At 39.1% G+C, this 17282-nt stretch carries 20 protein-coding genes; 2 read left to right on the top strand and 18 right to left on the bottom strand.

The features are described 5' to 3' along the window. Window positions 1–201 precede the first annotated feature (201 nt). The 14 genes from AC1M9D_RS10045 to cgtA form a co-directional block, all read right to left on the bottom strand. Window positions 202–504, bottom strand: coding sequence for a hypothetical protein (locus AC1M9D_RS10045; protein WP_286379808.1), 303 nt, complete (start codon window positions 502–504; stop codon window positions 202–204). Between the two features lie 655 nt (window positions 505–1159). Next, entirely contained in the window at window positions 1160–1534 is a 375-nt protein-coding gene (locus AC1M9D_RS10040; protein ID WP_286379809.1) for a hypothetical protein, read from the bottom strand. A 105-nt stretch (window positions 1535–1639) separates the two neighbouring features. Next, window positions 1640–1966: a single-stranded DNA-binding protein gene (ssb, locus tag AC1M9D_RS10035; protein ID WP_350320692.1), complete on the bottom strand. Its 327-nt coding sequence runs from the start codon at window positions 1964–1966 to the stop codon at window positions 1640–1642. 231 nt (window positions 1967–2197) lie between these two features. Beyond that, on the bottom strand, window positions 2198–4321 hold the full coding sequence (locus AC1M9D_RS10030) for a DUF3987 domain-containing protein (RefSeq protein WP_286379810.1): 2124 nt from the start codon (window positions 4319–4321) through the stop codon (window positions 2198–2200). Continuing rightward, window positions 4318–4716 carry a hypothetical protein gene (locus tag AC1M9D_RS10025; protein ID WP_286379811.1) on the bottom strand — a complete coding sequence of 133 codons (399 nt, stop codon included), beginning with the start codon at window positions 4714–4716 and terminating at the stop codon, window positions 4318–4320. The genes AC1M9D_RS10030 and AC1M9D_RS10025 overlap by 4 nt, the downstream gene beginning before the upstream one ends. Further along, complete coding sequence (locus AC1M9D_RS10020) at window positions 4709–5017, bottom strand: hypothetical protein (protein ID WP_286379812.1); 309 nt, start codon at window positions 5015–5017, stop codon at window positions 4709–4711. The genes AC1M9D_RS10025 and AC1M9D_RS10020 overlap by 8 nt, the downstream gene beginning before the upstream one ends. A gap of 2 nt (window positions 5018–5019) precedes the next feature. Continuing rightward, window positions 5020–5217 carry a hypothetical protein gene (locus AC1M9D_RS10015; protein WP_180075242.1) on the bottom strand — a complete coding sequence of 66 codons (198 nt, stop codon included), beginning with the start codon at window positions 5215–5217 and terminating at the stop codon, window positions 5020–5022. Next, window positions 5214–5432 (bottom strand): helix-turn-helix domain-containing protein, encoded by a 219-nt coding sequence (locus tag AC1M9D_RS10010; RefSeq protein WP_286379813.1) that lies wholly within the window; start codon window positions 5430–5432, stop codon window positions 5214–5216. Before AC1M9D_RS10010 ends, AC1M9D_RS10015 begins: the two co-directional genes overlap by 4 nt. A gap of 2 nt (window positions 5433–5434) precedes the next feature. After that, window positions 5435–5728 carry a hypothetical protein gene (locus tag AC1M9D_RS10005; RefSeq protein WP_286379814.1) on the bottom strand — a complete coding sequence of 98 codons (294 nt, stop codon included), beginning with the start codon at window positions 5726–5728 and terminating at the stop codon, window positions 5435–5437. Window positions 5729–5731: 3 nt separating this feature from the next. After that, on the bottom strand, window positions 5732–6025 hold the full coding sequence (locus tag AC1M9D_RS10000) for a helix-turn-helix transcriptional regulator (RefSeq protein WP_481612089.1): 294 nt from the start codon (window positions 6023–6025) through the stop codon (window positions 5732–5734). Between the two features lie 102 nt (window positions 6026–6127). Beyond that, window positions 6128–7255 (bottom strand): DUF6387 family protein, encoded by a 1128-nt coding sequence (locus AC1M9D_RS09995; protein WP_286379816.1) that lies wholly within the window; start codon window positions 7253–7255, stop codon window positions 6128–6130. A gap of 144 nt (window positions 7256–7399) precedes the next feature. Beyond that, the gene (locus AC1M9D_RS09990) at window positions 7400–8590 is read right to left on the bottom strand and encodes a tyrosine-type recombinase/integrase (RefSeq protein WP_286379817.1); all 1191 of its coding nucleotides are present in this window, start codon (window positions 8588–8590) and stop codon (window positions 7400–7402) included. 201 nt (window positions 8591–8791) lie between these two features. Beyond that, window positions 8792–9925 carry a glutamate 5-kinase gene (proB, locus tag AC1M9D_RS09985; RefSeq protein WP_035265485.1) on the bottom strand — a complete coding sequence of 378 codons (1134 nt, stop codon included), beginning with the start codon at window positions 9923–9925 and terminating at the stop codon, window positions 8792–8794. 28 nt (window positions 9926–9953) lie between these two features. Further along, a complete protein-coding gene (gene cgtA / locus AC1M9D_RS09980) occupies window positions 9954–11165 on the bottom strand; it encodes an Obg family GTPase CgtA (protein WP_092767039.1) in 1212 nt (403 codons plus the stop codon). Between the two features lie 257 nt (window positions 11166–11422). Between cgtA and AC1M9D_RS09975 the strand changes: the two genes are divergently transcribed. Next, complete coding sequence (locus tag AC1M9D_RS09975) at window positions 11423–12604, top strand: MFS transporter (protein ID WP_481612088.1); 1182 nt, start codon at window positions 11423–11425, stop codon at window positions 12602–12604. Between the two features lie 55 nt (window positions 12605–12659). On the opposite strand, the gene AC1M9D_RS09970 is transcribed toward AC1M9D_RS09975, so the two are convergent. Next, the gene (locus AC1M9D_RS09970) at window positions 12660–13034 is read right to left on the bottom strand and encodes a winged helix-turn-helix transcriptional regulator (RefSeq protein WP_092767041.1); all 375 of its coding nucleotides are present in this window, start codon (window positions 13032–13034) and stop codon (window positions 12660–12662) included. 117 nt (window positions 13035–13151) lie between these two features. Between AC1M9D_RS09970 and AC1M9D_RS09965 the strand changes: the two genes are divergently transcribed. Continuing rightward, on the top strand, window positions 13152–14015 hold the full coding sequence (locus AC1M9D_RS09965) for an SDR family oxidoreductase (protein ID WP_481612087.1): 864 nt from the start codon (window positions 13152–13154) through the stop codon (window positions 14013–14015). A 27-nt stretch (window positions 14016–14042) separates the two neighbouring features. Here AC1M9D_RS09965 and AC1M9D_RS09960 read toward each other — a convergent pair whose 3' ends face one another. From AC1M9D_RS09960 to AC1M9D_RS09950, 3 genes are all read right to left on the bottom strand, one after another. Further along, window positions 14043–14723, bottom strand: a complete 681-nt coding sequence (locus AC1M9D_RS09960; RefSeq protein WP_481612086.1) for a hypothetical protein — start codon at window positions 14721–14723, stop codon at window positions 14043–14045. 11 nt (window positions 14724–14734) lie between these two features. Then, complete coding sequence (locus tag AC1M9D_RS09955; RefSeq protein ID WP_092767044.1) at window positions 14735–15493, bottom strand: MFS transporter; 759 nt, start codon at window positions 15491–15493, stop codon at window positions 14735–14737. A 189-nt stretch (window positions 15494–15682) separates the two neighbouring features. Then, a complete protein-coding gene (locus AC1M9D_RS09950; protein WP_180028420.1) occupies window positions 15683–17140 on the bottom strand; it encodes a glyceraldehyde-3-phosphate dehydrogenase in 1458 nt (485 codons plus the stop codon). Between the last annotated feature and the right edge of the window lie 142 nt (window positions 17141–17282).

Below are 17282 nucleotides of genomic sequence, written 5' to 3'. Positions count from 1 at the left end.
CGGAATTAGGTCGACCACTTACCCAAGTTACGCCTTAAATTTGGCTCAATTAGGGGCGCTTTGCATTTCAAATCTTTGTGCAACAAAGCCCTCTGAAACTCATCAATTAAATATTCAATACCATTGCATAGCTGGATGGATCTCTCCATCTCATCACAATCTAATGGCTTAAAAGCAGGTGTCTTTATATTCCCCATGTTCTTATGCACTCCAGTGGTTAATTCTTGGGATATCCTGATCCGTCTTATCAGTAAGAGTTTTCCATAGCTCAATTAAGGCTTCACCGTTCTCATAATTTGGCTGTCCACCTTTAGTCCATTCAATCACACTGGAAGCACCAGAGACGGGTAGTAAGAAAGCAATTTTTTCGCTACTCATCTCATGGTATTCATAAAGCTCTCGCACTATCGCAGAGTAATCAGGTGCCTGATATTGAGTCTGTGCTTTGAGAAAAATTAGCCTTTTGGATACTTCGAAATTATTAAGCTCAATATAAACCCCCATAGCCCTCCCCTCTAATAAGTTTCAAATTATTAGGAGGCAATCCAAGTCCCCAAAAAATGGGTATATTTCAACAAAACGCGCGCGCGCGCGAGGGAGACCGTAAAACACTATATTTTTAGTCTTTTACCTCATCTGGTAATCAGCACCATCCGTCAATTATCTTTACCAGTACGGCGTATTCAAATGGATTAAATGACACTTTTTAAAAGCATCTCTAAAAAGCTCTTATTTACCGTATTAGCCCCTTAAATCTTTCCATGTACACTTTGTCATTTTTCTTATTAGAATTACTCAGTGAGGAACTGGCTGCAAAATGGGGCTATAGATTTGGTCATTTTTAGAAATTCTTTAAAAAAACTATAAATCCATATCAAAATCTCAATTTAAAAACACTCTAATGAGCACTTGAAACGTTGTGCTTTTCTTCTCACTTAAACTGACAGATTCTTTGGTAGGTTCATTGATAGGTTCTGCATCCCAAAAACGGGATCGTTCAAAACCAAACAATTCCACCACCACCAACAAGAGTGATTAAGGGTGACAGGTTGATTCCAACAAAACCATCTTATCCACCACAACCTCAAATCAAGAAATAAATAGAGCCCTCATTAGAGGGCTCGCTTATATCTGTAAGACTAAACTATAGATAGCCCATTCAAAGCAGTTCTAATTGTCCAATCTTATATTGATAAGTTCCCCATTCACCTTCACGAGGAACGCGTTCAACGCCAGTTTCAGATTGCCATAGTTGAATTAATGCCTCGCCATTTTCATAATTAGGAACGCCACCACGCGCCCATTCACTTACTGTCGAAGCACCAGAGACAGGTAATACAAAGGCTATTTTCTCATGGGTCCAACCAAGACGGCCAAGATCAAGAATTATTCGATTGAAGTCTGGGCGTTTATAGCCACGGAGTTTGACAATAAATTCCTTAACTTTCTTTTGAGTTCTAAGGTTGATAAATCTCTCTGCTGGTGACTTTTTAAATACAGTAGTATCTACACGATCGCCCTGGATAAACATCATATTGCATTCCCCTGGATTTGATTAAGCGCATCCCATTACTAGCAACCGATCCGCTACCCAATTTCCCGCCTATAAAAAAGCCCCCCCAACTAAGGGAGCTTTTGATTAAAGCAGTTGCAGCTCATCGGCTCGAATCTCGGTTACTTCCCGATCCGCTCCTTTATTGTCTTTCCACTTCCTTGTACGCAATGAGCCTTCGACATACACCTTCCCGCCTTTCTTGAGGTACTTACTCGCAATCTCGGCTAATCGGTTGTTAGTGGTGATTCTGTGCCATTCTGTAGCTTCTCTGCGCTCTCCAGTGGCCTTGTCCTTCCAGAACTCGGATGTTGCAACGCTAAATGTCGTAATGCTGCCACCGTTGGGGAAATTCTTAGTTTCAGGGTTACGGCCTAGAACGCCCATTACTGTCACTCTATTTAAATTTGCCATTCTTCACACCTATTATTTCTATTTCTCTGTAATTTATCTGCGATTTTGCGTTTTTCCCTTGTATGCCTTTCTCTGTGTGGCTTTCCGTATCGCATTACCCTTGCGATTCACATGCGATGTATGCGACATGAGCAAGTAAAAATCGCATGCTCCGCATACGAATCGCATACCATTTGCGACATGGAGAACCTTACACCACAAGGGTTTCAGCCAAAAAACGCAAAATCGCAACTATTTCAGCAATGCCGGATTCAATTCAATGTAAGCGGATCGGTTAATGGTCACCAGTCGAACATAATTGAACTCGATTAACTCGTTTAAACAAGGGTCGAACTCCTTCGCTTTTCTTATTTGAAGTGGTGCGCCTTTCATTGCTATCGTTCTTTGCAACAGGTTGGTTTTTTCCTTTTTGCATTTGGTTAAGAGGTACTTAATCAGCTTCTCAGAATCACTCTCATCAGCAACCTCAATGTCCGAATACCTGAACCACTCAGACAATGAATGTCGAATGACGGCGCAAGCTGCCCGCATGGTTTCTAAATCAATTTCAGACCTGTTTTCAAAGTAAGCTAAGACCGCTCCTAAACGTCTGGCAAGTTCATTTGCACGACTGGCAAAAGGCTGCATAAATTCAAATTGTTTTCCGCTACCTTGTAAAATCTCACACTCATTGTAGAACTCAAGTTCCAGTAGCTCTGCTTCATTCGATAGCTGCATCACAGGGAAGTATGAAACCTCTCCTGAATCATTCAAAAGGACGGGTAACTCATCTTTTAAAATATCTCTACAACGATTCCAAAATTTAGTTAATCGAGGGTCATTGTGTGAGTTTTTCAGCTTTTGTCTAAACTCAACCGTATGCGTTCTTTGTCCAGCAATGCTCTCTGGAGCAGTTAAAATAAATCGAGGTAAAAAGCCTTGTCCTCTTAAAGTTGTGTCATTTAGCGCACTAGCAAGTACCGCTCGTTGCCCAAGTAGGTTGAAGGTCAGGCGAACATCATAGGCTGTTCCATTATCATCAGATGACGCCCGATTTCTCTGGCAATATCCATCATCAAACAACTTGGTGAATGTACCTAAGGCGCTTTTGGCTGTGTCGCCTTTCATGGTGTGACCATCAAAGAACTGTCCGGCCTCATCACTACTTAACGAAGCATTTTTAACTATTCCTTTAATATAAAACTTGGTTAAGGTTTCGATAGTAATGTCTGAAAAAATACTGGTCGGATCGGTTGGTCTTGGATTATCTAACGTCCATTGAGCAAACTCTTTTGATTCAATTGTTTTTGACCTAGCGTTCCAATCGTCCAGCACCTTTTTGTACTCGTCATTCTGTTGGCGCTCATGCTCCCGGATCGGTAGCTCAACCAACTTTTGGCATGATGACTTACGCCCACCGCTACCACCTTCAGTTAAGAAAAATAGAGAGGAAGGCATTCCCTCCCTGTTGGTTTCTCTAGGTGCATTCACCTTACCTTGTGCTAAAAATGAAATACTGGCTAAAACGCATTGAGCTGCCATTGCTAGGGGAGCTTGAACGTATTCAGTGGTGGCTAAAATTGCCTCTCTGACAACTTCAGGAAGTTCATTAATAGGATAAGGTTTTGATTGAATTAAAGTGTCATTTCTCAGGCTCACTGGAGCCTGCCAGCTTCCTGAATTATCTACCTTCAGATTTACTGGAATCTCCTCAACTTGAGGTTGTACAGATGAATCAGATTCAATTGATTTTATGATTTGCTGCTTTTTATCAAGAAGAAATTGCTTTATCTGATTTGGTGGAAGTGTTTTAAAACTATCATTCACCTGAACAAATAAATCCTGATTCTGTTGAGATAGATTAAAGCCCACCATCATTCTAAATATTGTTTCAGGCATACCATTGTTTATAATCTGATACGCTGCATCAATATCTTTATGAAGCACAACGGCCTCTCCAGCCTTAGCAAGTTGCACAAATAAATCTATATTGTCTGTACCTAGAACATACGGCATATATTTATTATTTGTGTTGCTTGCGAATACTCCAGCTTTGCCTATCAAAAAAGATACTTCTTTAGAATCAATTTCTTTGTGTGGTGTCTGATCCGTGTCGTATTTTTTGGCAATGCCTTTGACTGCATAGCCTACAATTTCGCTCAATTGCTCAGGATTCACATAAGGCAGTACTGTGCATTCTTCACAGTTATAATCGGGCAATTTAGAACAAATATAGCTCTCAGGCTTAACTTTAAAATTCTGCTCATCAATGCAGCCTTTTACAAAATCTTCAATTGAATGATATGCAGTTATATTGCCTGTCACTGGATCGGTACTGACCACTAAGGGAGCGTTAAGAGTGATTTTTGCATTCATGCTGCACCCCCTTTCATCGTGTAATCTACCGCAACTTCTAATAATTCATTTAATGAGCTACAAGCTAAGGTCAAGCCGTTTATAGCTGCTGCTGTATAGCCTTTGGCTAAGTCTAAACGTGACAATTCTTCAAGCGTGTATAAAATGCCAGTAGCAAGGCTAACAATCATTGATATATCTAGTATTGTTTTTGCGCTCGCACTTTCAATATCTTCTAAGGCAGCACTTGCCAGCGTTTCGCATACTTCAAACATTGCCTTTGCTTTGTCATCAGATATGCCGTGCTGGTCATAGCTCACATATAAGCGAAGCAATGTACCTTCCAGTGATTCAATAATCACTTGAGAATTTTCTAAAAAGTCTTGAGCTGTTTTATTTGAGATAGATTTAGGCATGAGAATGCGCTCCTAGTGAAATAGAAGCCTTGCCGATTACTGCTAAATAATGGTGGCAAAGCTGAAAAGGGTTAGCAGACAGGCTCACTAGGTTACCTGCACACCCGAAGGTGTCCCTCTCCAGCTCCGCCATAACATGCGAACGCATAGAGATATTACGCACAAAAAAAGCCCGATGCGGACTGTGTGCGCCTAGTGAGAATTTGCAACCTGCTAAAGTTGACTTTGAGATTTTGCTCAAAGCAGAAGAACTATAACCATACTTGGGCATGTTAGCAATATTCTTTAATTTATTTTTCATGCTCAAAGCTCCTCTTGTATGATTTCTAGCACTTCAATCATTTGTTCTTTGATTTCTGCCATTGAGAAAATACGCCCCTCCTCAATATCAATAATTAAACCGACTGCAACATCGTAGATATTGGCTAACCGCATTTCGTCATCAGTCATAGGCTGACTATCGGCTTGAGTTTCGGATTTAAAATCTATTATTTGGCTCATGCTGCCACCTCTTTCATAAGCTCATATCGTGCATGTCTACCAATGCCTGACTTATTGCGCTCGTTATGGGTCACAATGTCATAGCCGGCAAGACGTAAGCGCTGGATGACGGCGCTAAGGCGATAGCAGTCAAAATTCTGAATGGCCTCAGCTTGTGAGAGTGTTTTACCTTGTTTGAGATGGGCTAAAACTTGGGTTTGATGATTTATATTCATGATTAGTTCTCCACGCCGTCTAGCGTTTCGATTAATTCAACCAGGACAGAAATAATTTCCTTTACGTCCTGCTTCTCTTCCAGCATTGAGATGGCATCAATAGCAATTACTCTGGCCACTGCCATACGCAGGCAGGATTCCTCATGTTCTTTTTCAAGATCTATTACACTATTGATAGCTTTACTTAATGGACGCGCCAGCTTGTCAATGCACTGTCGTTTAAATTCAGGATGTGAGCGGTCTAGGCCTCTTGATACCTTCCCTAATTGGGTCATTCTTTTAGTGATGTGAGTCATTGATTAAGCCTCCATCGTTGCAATGGTGGCTTGTTCTTCTATCCATGCCTGCACTTCTGACATACGCCATACAGTGACATTGCCGCTCATGCGGATAGGCTGAGGAAATTTACCTTGTTTAACCCAGGTCCAGATTGTTTTTTCACTAACCGGCAATAATCCGACACGCTCAGGCTTGGCATTAACTTTGCGTTTCATGCCTGCGTTTTCGCCTGTCTTTACTGTGTAGATTTTTTCAGGAGTAGCTGGCGCACTCGCTAATTGTTTAACTCGTGCATATTGTTCTTTGTGTAGCATGATTCACCTTTGCAATGCTTGAAGCGTTATTGCTTAGGTGAAGCTTCTTATTATTTCTTAAGAAAGAATGGAGTTTCATAAAATTTTTAAAAACGGATATTTCTATAAGCTAAAATCTTCCATATTCTTTAAAGCAAATAGTTCATGCATCATTCGATAATCATCATTTATTAAGTTTTGAACAAATGGTCTTATAGTCTTTCTAACATACTCACTATCAGCACTACCATCATTAAAAAGAGCATGAGCATAAACAGATAATTTAATTTTGTTTCCAGTTATTAACTCCCAAAGCATCAAATCCATAAATGGAATAACTTTATATTTATTAATTTTTTCAATAATTTTAACTCCATTTGAATTTATTATAAAATCTGAGTTTAAATTATCCTCCGCTGTCAAATTAATAGCTTTTTTTCTAGTATTTGATAACCATGCATTAAACTGCTCTCTCAGAACAGAGTCAGATACATTTAGATCTACCGATATATAATGAGGGGCATAATATGGATGTTCATCTTCGGTACTGTAGCTATGATAATCTTGTGAACAAAATACCTCATAAACCTCCAAATCATTATCATGTAGCTCAGAGAAATATTCATCTAATTTAGCTAAATAATGTCTACAAGCATCTCTCTTTGCATCACCAATCTCATCATCCTCGAGTTCTTCATCTTCCTTATAAGCATACTCAATTGCTTCGCTATACTTGTATAATGAAAAATCTCTAACATTGTTTGGAAGGCATGCAACCATCCTCCCTATATCGTCAATCTTAAGTGTTTGAATAGGGTTAATTTCATATTTTCTAATATTCCTATTTACAGCACATTTTAATAAGTAGTTAAGCGTCAAAAATGACTGACTATCAGCATCATTCCATCTTTTTATAATTAAAGGATCTTTAGTGATTTTTGAAAATATATATTCTAAACAATTATAGTATAAATATTCTTTACCTACAGATTTAAGATAACTTCTTTTCAATATAGTTCTTTTATTAACCAAAACTATTGGAATTTTATTAAAATTATTAATATATTCAAATAAATCTTGATTTTCTAATTCTTCTTCAGATGAAATATCAATATCATCATTCAGTAATAAATCAAATGCTACAAATCTAATCATCAATAATTGAAGTATATCGTTAGCCGACAAATCAAATTTATAGTTGTCCAAACTAAACCATTTTGGTAATTCGGAAACATTTCTTATATAAGCCATAGCTACCTCCCACAGCACCCCAATAAAAAAGTTAAGCCAATCGGATGGGTGTCCGACTTTCGGTAGCGAACCTAGGCTTAACGATTTAATCTTAATCAATATAGTGATTCATTGCTAGTTATTGCACGTCCTAGCTTGTCGCACTCAAATAGACTTTTTAAACAAGATAATATCGGGGTCATCCTCTTTGTGTAGATGGTTGGCTAGTTCTTCAATGTCGGGGTTGTAATAGGTATTAATTAAAATGCTTATGGTTTTATGGCCTGTAATTTTTGCCAGCACTTCTACCGGGAGCTTGGCATTCTTAACCATTCGAGAAATGGCTTCATGTCGGGTATCGTGAAAAGTTAAATCATTAATTTTTAATTTACCTTTCACCACCTGGGTAAAGTATGCTGACAATCCACCTCTGCCCACTTCACCATCAGCCACCTTATTTTTAAGAGTGCATACCTCGGTTTCGTCTATCCCTCGCATATAACTCAAAAGCTCAATAGCTCGCTTGGATAAAGGCACTTTTCTAGCTGCGCCGTTCTTTGTGATTTCAAGCTCTACATGCTTGTCGTAAACGTCCGTCCACTTTAAGCCTGTTATCTCGCTTGCCCTCATTGCTGTTTCAATAGCAAATAAAAACGCCCATGCTGTTTGTTGTTTCTTAGTGATTGGCTGGGAACGTCCATCATATTTAAAAGCATCCAAGATTCTCTCTATCTCATCTTGTGAAATACGTCTATTTCTACTCACTGACTGTTTCGGCTTGGCCACATCATCCAATGGGGAGCTGCTCATAATTCTTAGCTCTTGTCGTGCATACTTGAATACAGCACTTAATAAACCTAAATCCCTAGCTACTGTCGCACTCTTTACCTTTTTTAATCGCTCATCCCTAAATTGAATCATATCTAGCTGCCCCAGTTGGTTTACTGGTTTCTTCATCAATCGGGGAAATGATTTTATATAACTATTCAAAATGACAATTTCCACACGTCCGCCCCTTTTGTGTGGTGTGACTTTTTCAGCATAAAGCTGGATCAGATCAGCAAATGCCATATCTGATAAATCCTTAATCTTGTCTTGTCGTTTTTGTTCTGTTGGGTGGATGCCCTCTGATATTTGTTTTTTTATCTCATCACGTCTTAAACGTGCATCTTTAGCATTGAGTACCTTTGGATACTCGCCCAGTGTGATTGTGTTCTTTTTACCGTCCAGCGTATAAAGCACCTTCCAGGTTTTACGACCTGTCGGAGATACGAATAAATACAGCATCTCACTATCATTAATTTTCTGTAATTTACTCGATGGCTTAATAGCATCAATCTGCAATTTAGATAACACAGCGACCTCACGACAATGCTTAAATTTTCAGGCAATTAAGAGATTTCAAATTTTATGGCGATTAATTTTTTTAACCTCCAATTTAACCTCTCAGTTTAACCTCCTGCTAGTCTATTGCATGTTATTGCATCACACAAGAAAAAGGCTCAATCCCTTTCAGAATCAAGCCTTAACGTTATGTTAGGTTATGGTAGGTTTTTGCTAATATATTGCCATATGATTGCGATGGATCATTTCTAATGAACGTGCTTCACCTAGAACTTGGTGTACCTTATCTGAGGGTAAGCCTTTGACAATTTCAGCGCTACGTGAACTAAAGTTGACACGACCAACTGCGACGCGATGCCGTTGCTGATCCACACACTCCACCACATCACCACGCTCGAAATGCCCTTCAACTGCTTTCACACCTACAGGCAATAAACTCCGATGATTTTCTTTGATCGCTTTCACAGCACCATCATCAATCACCAATCGCCCTGCAGTCTGCAAATGCGCAGCTAACCATTGTTGGTGAGCAGTGATTCGATCATTATCAGTGATAAACAACGTACCTAGCATCTCACCCGACATTAATCGAGTTAACACATGATTACTGTCTCCACTGGCAATCAGTGTAGGACATCCTGATTTCGCAGCTAAACGAGCAGCACGTACTTTGGTCAGCATTCCACCTCGACCAAACTTACCACCACCACCTGCCATATCAAACAAACTTTCATCTAATGCGCGAACTGTATGAAACAACTTCGCATTAGGATTTGAGCGAGGATCTGAATCAAACATCCCCTCTTGGTCTGTCAAAATAATCAATAAATCAGCATGAACTTGGCCTGCAACCATTGCAGCTAAAGTATCATTGTCTCCGAATCGAATCTCATCAGTAGATACAGTGTCATTTTCATTAATCACTGGAATCACTTTCCAATCGATTAAATGTTGTAAAGCATCACAAGAATTCAAATAACGGCGACGGTCAGCCAAGTCATCATGAGTCAATAAAACTTGTGCAGACTGAATATTGTGATTCAACAATACACTAGACCAAGTTTGTATCAGCCCCATTTGACCAATGGCAGCACAAGCTTGAAGACTGGGTAGATCCGTGGGTCGATTCTCAAGTTTCATTCGAACCATACCTTCAGCCACAGCACCGGAAGACACGAGAATAATCTCATGCCCTGCATTGTGTAGATCTGCAATTTGCCCCGCCCAATGCGAGATTGCATCTATATCTAAACCTTTTCCGTTTGCTGTGAGTAAAGATGATCCGATTTTAACAACGATTCTTTTGCAACCCTTGAGCTGACGTTGCCCATCTACCACTTCTATCATCTTGTCCTCTGTCTCTTATATAAAGAGATTAACGTACGTAGTACACTTCCATTTCGCCATCATCTTCATCATCGTCAAAATCGTCATCCTCTTGACTGGCAAGACGTTGTTTACGACGCATTTCACGATAAGCCTCTTTAGCTGCAATGGTTTGTTCACGTGTTTCAGCTTCAAGCTGATCACGGAATGCTTGCATTTCTGCTGCATACTCTGGATCTTCAACTTCGCGTTCGCGCTGTTGTTCAATTTGATCCATTAAATAATAAACGACTTCTTTGGTTCCCTCAGACATCAAGCCTGAAGTCTTAAATACTGGACCCTCCCATTTCAACTCTTCAAGGATGTGATTGCACCACTCATCTCTTGAGTCTTCAGGCAACTGATCTACTTTATTTAAAACCAACACCACTGGGAGTTTTGACAATGTTGGAGAGAACTTTAAAAGTTCATTTAAAATTGCCTTAGCATTATAAGCTGGATCTGATCCATCAATTGGCTGTACATCCACGATATGTAGAAGAATACGAGTACGCGCCAAATGTTTTAAGAAGCGAATACCAAGCCCTGCACCTTCTGCAGCACCTTCGATCAAACCTGGAATATCAGCCATTACAAATGAACGGTGACGATCTGCATCTACAACACCAAGATTAGGTACCATAGTTGTAAATGGGTAATCTGCTACTTTTGGTTTTGCTGCAGAGACAGCACGAATAAATGTTGATTTGCCCGCATTTGGCATACCTAATAAGCCAACATCTGCCAAGACTTTCAGCTCTAGGCGAATTTCGCGGAACTCACCTTTGTTACCATGTGTACATTTACGTGGAGCACGGTTCGTTGATGACTTAAAGTGAGTGTTACCTAAACCACCGTCACCACCTTGAGCAACAAGAACACGTTGACCATTTTCAATTAAATCACCAATGATGTCGCCAGACTCAGTATCTACAATTGTTGTTCCTACTGGAACATATAGTGTTACGGATTCACCACCGCGACCTGCACAGTTTGCGCCAGCACCATTTTTACCACGTTCAGCACGAAATCTACGGGTATAACGATAATCTACAAGCGTACTGGTGTTGTCATCAGCTTGAATATATACGCTGCCACCACGACCACCATCACCACCATCTGGACCACCAAATGGTACGAATTTTTCACGGCGAAAACTGGCTACGCCATTGCCACCGTCGCCAGCCTCTACGGTAATGACTGCTTCATCAACAAAGCGCATAATGCCAATCCTCTAAAAACTTTAAAACCGTCTATTCTGCCATATTTTAAAGTATTTCTCGACTATATTTATGCAGGTTGAGAATAAGTTAGCGACTTTTTTCATAAATTGAGTCTTTAATATTTTGGTGTATCACTGCATTAAATTTGATTTATTCATTACTCATTGTTTTATCAAATGACATCATTGGTTTTATTTATTTCTGAAACCATAAAATAATGCCTATAGTGCATTAAATTGCACTCTAAGATTTTGACATGGATCGCTCTGCTACCCCTTTATCCTCACAATTCGTGCTTGTTATGGCTTTGGCCTGTGGTGTCTGTGCAGGTTCAGCTTATTTCAATCAACCACTGATTTTTTCAATCGAAAGAAGTTTAGAAATTTCGACCAGCCAAGCCGGATTTACCGTAGTTATCGCTCAAGTGGGTTATATGCTCGGACTCATGCTTTTGGTACCCCTTGGAGATTTTTTTAATAAACGAAAACTCATTGTGAGTTTAATGATATTTGCGGCAATTTCGCAGATCCTTTTGTCTTTCAGCTCAGATATTAGCACTTTATATATCTTTACGCTCTGTGCAACATTTGGAGCCATATCAGCACAAGTATTAATCCCTTTTGCTTCTTCCATTAGCCCACCTGAATTAAGCTCAGCAGTTGTAGGTAAACTCATGAGCGGACTGGTCATGGGGATTATTTTATCTAGGACATTTGCCGGCTTTGTTTCAACTTATTGGTCTTGGGAAGGCGTTTATTTCAGTAGTGGTATTTTGACTTTATGTTTTGCATGTTTAATGTGGAAAAAACTCCCCGACACTCAACCTGCTTCGCATTTACAAGTCACCGATATTTACAAATCACTTTGGAGCATCGCGAAGCATAATCCGCATCTCATACGCCGTGCCTGCGCGGGTGCCCTAGGATTTGGCATTCTCTCAATGGTGTTTACATCGATGACTTTTGTTTTAGGGAGTGCCCCATATGAATTTACTGATTTTCAAATTGGTCTATTTGGTCTGTTAGGTATTATCGGAATTTATTCCTCGAGTTGGTCTGGTAAAACAGTTGGCAAAGGGAAAGAAGAATTTGTCGCTCAATTATGTATCAGCTTGATGCTGTTCTCTTGTATTCCATTATATTTCGCGCAACAGAACATCTTCATTTATGCACTTGGCGTATTGATGAGCTATTTTGGTCTCACTGCATTTCATGTTTTAAATCAAAATCTAGTCTATCGTATTGATGGTCAAGCACGCTCACGAATTAATGCTGTATATATGACCATTTACTTTTCAGGCGCTGCATTAGGTTCTTTAGGTGCTGTCTATGCTTGGGAACATTATGCATGGATTGGTTGCGTTGCTTTGGGACTGTTTTTCTCAATTTTAATTTTATGTATTGATCGTTATGATTTTAAGATCATGAAAACCATATAAACATCTCGCTCAGTACACACTTTAAACTGAGCGATAACGAAATGATGAAATATAACTATCGCGTAATAATTGCCTTACTTTCCAAAATCTCGGGTAAATTTCGCTCAATCCAATGGATCAACTCATTTAATTTCATCGCTGCATTTGAACCCAATACAGTGAGTTGATACTCCACCTTTGGAGGAACTACTGGATAGACAGTGCGCAAAATAAAACCATCTTTTTCTAAGGTTTTTAGTGTCTGAGCCAACATTTTTTCGCTCACCCCCTCAATTCTTTGTTTTAGCTCACTAAAACGATGCACACCATCACTCAAGCAACTTAGGACGAGAACTGACCATTTACTGGTGAGATGCTCCAAAATTTCACGAGAAGGACATTCACTGGATAAAACTTGACCTAATAAATCACTATGCGCATATGTATTCATCATTTTTCTCTTAACAGTTAATAACTTACTTTTAGGTACGTACTTTCATTAAGTAAGTTAACAGATTAATATGCCTGCATCAAGTTTATTTTTTAGCCACAATGAGAGGAAATTAAAATGAAAATTGCGATTACAGGTGCAACTGGTGAATTAGGTCGTTTAGTTGTTCAAGAACTTAAAAAACTTCATAGCAAGCATGAAATTATTGCTTTGGTTCGCAACCCAGAAAAAGCTAAAATTTTATTTTCTGAAGATATTCAAGTACGCAAATTTGATTATGATCAGCCAAATGATCTCGCAAATTCCCTTCAGGATGTTGATAAACTCCTGCTCATTTCTGCCAATGAGATTGGTCGTCGTACTCCACAACACAAGGCTGTTATTGATGCTGCGATTCAAGCTAGAGTTCCTCACTTAATCTATACCAGCTTACTGAATGCAAATCACTCTCCGCTTGGCTTAGCCAATGAACATCGAGAAACAGAAAAACTAATACGAGAAAGTTCTATTACCTACACCTTTTTAAGAAATAATTGGTATAGCGAAAACTATTTATCTACCCTCACCCATCAAATCGAAACAGGCATCGTATACGGAGCTGCTCAAGATGGTTTAATTAGTTCAGCTTCTCGTTTGGATTATGCCACTGCTGCAGCTCAAATATTAAATGATGAATCCACTCAACATTTCAATAAAGTTTACGAGCTTGCTGGTAGCGAAAGCTTTAGCTTAAAAGATTTTGCGACCCTACTTTCTGAGTTTTCACAACAGCCCGTGAAATATCAAAACTTATCTCCAGAAGATTATCGTCAAGGATTAATTCAAGCTGGTTTACCAGGAGGTCTCATTGACGTCATTGTAGATGCAGATCTTCACACTTCCCATGGTGCGATGTACAGTGAACACAAAGATCTTGAACATTTAATTGGTCGAAAAACCACATCGATTCGTGAAAGCATTCAGCAAGCCCTGAATGCTTAGAGGATAGACTCCCCTTAAGGGGAGTTTTTACTTTTTAATATTGCGAAGGGGTAAATCCAAGTTCATATCTAAATTCGCCTTTGTTTCTCGCTCCAAGTTATACATTGTTGCTCTAAAACTAGATACATCCTTCATCAAAATTGGATCATTTAAATGCAATACCGGTTTGAAAACATGATCAATATCCACATCAAGCTGCTCATGCAAATCTAAATAGACAGGACCATCAAAATCAATCGTAATCGGAACCTGATAAGTACGCTTTAAATGAAATGGAACTTCAAGCTGAATAGGCAAATCTAAATTTAACGGAAATTTAGGTAAAAATCGTGTTTTATACACCAAACCTGTTGTTGCACTAATTGGAATCGTTTGATCGATTTTTACTTTCGTTTGATAATCCACACTCACAGAAACAGGGACTTTGACTTTAAACTTGAGATTGGTTTTGTATTTACCCTGCAAATCTAAATCAATATTTTCCTGCACTTTAATTTGTGTATTTAGCGCGCCAATCGCTTGTACCTCAAGATAATTCCCAACATCAATTTTTGTCGGCAATGATTCTGATAATTGTACACTTGCATTCTTCGCAGTGACTTGAATGGATGCTTGAATATTGAGATATAGCCAAAAACCTACGGCGACAATGCTTGCCACGATAATAAATAAGAGCGAACCATATCCCACGATTTTTTTAGCACTCATGCTTCTCGAGCTCACTGGGCTTTCACCGATTCAGCAGATTGATCATCCTTCTGAACTTTAATGGGTGATGCTGCTTCCACTTTTTGATTTTTTTGTAATGTTAAGGTATTGAGTGGGATAACCAACTCACCTTTTTGTATTTTAATTGGCAAAGTATTTTGTACGTTGACTGAAGCCTCTAACGCAGTTTTAATTGGTGCATTCAAATGACCTTCTACTGGTATATCCACATCTAAATCCTTTTTTAATGAGATGCGTAGATTCTCTTTTAAATCCGCTTGAACAGGTGCTTGAAATTTCAAGTGAACCATTTGATCTAAGGGAACATCCATTTCAACAGGTACATCAAGTTTAATTGGAATCGTCCCTTTCAATGGCAGTGTAATATCTTTGCCCAAAATGCGAACCTTAACTTTAGTATCTACTGCTAAATTTTGATCCACAATCAAATTTTCACGGACTGGAATAACCGTTTTAATTGGTACTTGATTGTCGAAATGAACCATAGGATTCAATGTTTGTTGTACAGGAATAGAAAGATTTTCACGTATAGGAATGGTCGTTTTCACGCGACCTGTCACATTCACATCCAAAGCATCATGGATGTGAACTTTCGCTTGCAATGGCTCCTGAAGATCAATATTCACGGCTTGATCTTCAAGTGGAATGTAAATTTTAAAATGTTGAAAAACCCATAAGGCAATTGCTATACCACTCGCGGCAGCCAAAGCAATCAGCACGAAGCCAATGACAAGATATTTGATGCGCAAAAATATAATCCTTTAACACTTATTTTTTTAATCACCTGCTCACAATCCATATTTTATGTGAACAAGTACGCAATTTTTCAATATTAAACCACTTATTTTGAAGAAACCATATTGCTCTAAAGTCTTAATTACGTAAATTTAGGCAAATAAAAAAGAGCCTCGAAAGAGGCTCTTTTTATGCCTTACAAATTATGCATTTGTTTCAGCAGGAACTTTTGGATAGCTTACGCCGCCCATTTGTTCAGCGATACGCAGAACTTGGCAGCTATAACCTACTTCGTTGTCGTACCATACATATGCTGTTAAACGGTTACCAGACGTAATTGTTGCTTGCGCATCAAAAACACCTGCAGTGCGTGAACCGATAAAGTCAGATGATACAACTTCAGTAGAGTTTGTATAACCAATTTGACCTTGTAGATTAGAGTTGATAGAAATTTGACGAATATATTCGTTCACTTCATCACGATCAACTTCTTTATCTAAAGTCAGATTAAGGATTGCTAAAGACACGTTAGGTGTTGGAACACGTACAGAGTTACCAGTTAATTTGCCTTTAAGCGCTGGAAGTGCTTTAGCAACTGCTTTAGCAGCACCCGTTTCAGTGATCACCATGTTCAACGTTGCAGCACGGCCACGACGGTCAGCTTTATGGTAGTTGTCGATCAAGTTTTGGTCGTTCGTGAATGAGTGAACTGTTTCAACGTGACCATTAATCACTGTATATTTGTCATGAAGTACTTTCAACGTCGGTGTAATCGCGTTTGTAGTACAGCTTGCAGCAGAGATGATTGTATCTTCATCAAGAATGTCAGCTTGGTTAACACCAAACACAACGTTCTTCATATCACCTTTACCAGGTGCAGTTAAAATTACACGTGCAGCGCCTGGGCATTTAAGGTGCTGAGCAAGACCTTCAGCGTCACGCCATTTACCAGTGTTATCAATCACCAATGCATTTTCAATACCATATGCAGTGTAATCCACTTCTGATGGATTAGAAGCATAGATCACTTTGATGAATTGACCATTCGCAATAATTGCTTCGTTCTCTTCATCTACAGAAATCGTACCTGCAAATGGACCATGAATAGAGTCACGACGTAGTAAAGAAGCACGTTTCTCTAAATCACCATCAGATGATTTACGAACAACAATCGCTTTAAGGTTTAGACCACGACCAAGACCAGACTGACCAATCATAAGACGTGCAAGGATACGACCAATACGACCAAAACCATAAAGCACAACATCTTTATGCTCAACAGATGCGGCATTGCCTTGTAGTGATTTAACAGCGTCAGCAACGAATGCATCTACATCGCCACCTTTTGCTTTAAATTCTACAGCAAGTTTGCCTAAATCGATTTCAGCTGTGCCGATATTTTGTACTTTAACCAATGCTTCAAGGATTGGGAAAGTATCTACAGCAGAAAGTTCAACGTCTAAAACACGTGTACGACGGTGAGCTTTAAGAATTTGGATAACCGAGCGGTTAATTAAAGAGCGACCGTATACTGTAGCTACGATATTTTTTTCACGGTATAACTGACCAACAAGGGCAATCATACGTTCCGCGAGTTCTTCACGGTTTTTCCAGCGACCTTGGTGCTCTGCATGTAGGGCAACGATAGTGTCTTTGCTCACAGATACGTCCTCTAATTAATTGTAAATCTAAGCATAAATTTCAAAACCCCATAATTGTAAAGGAATTAACTCAGAGTTGAAATGAAAACTCGGTTTATTTTTTACTAAAGCAATTTTCTCTTGGTAAAAAATATATTTTAGC

The sequence above is a fragment of the Acinetobacter sp. ANC_7682 genome (assembly GCF_056779795.1).
The sequence above is the reverse complement of the archived record's forward strand: the minus strand, read 5'-3'. Positions and strand labels throughout refer to the sequence as shown.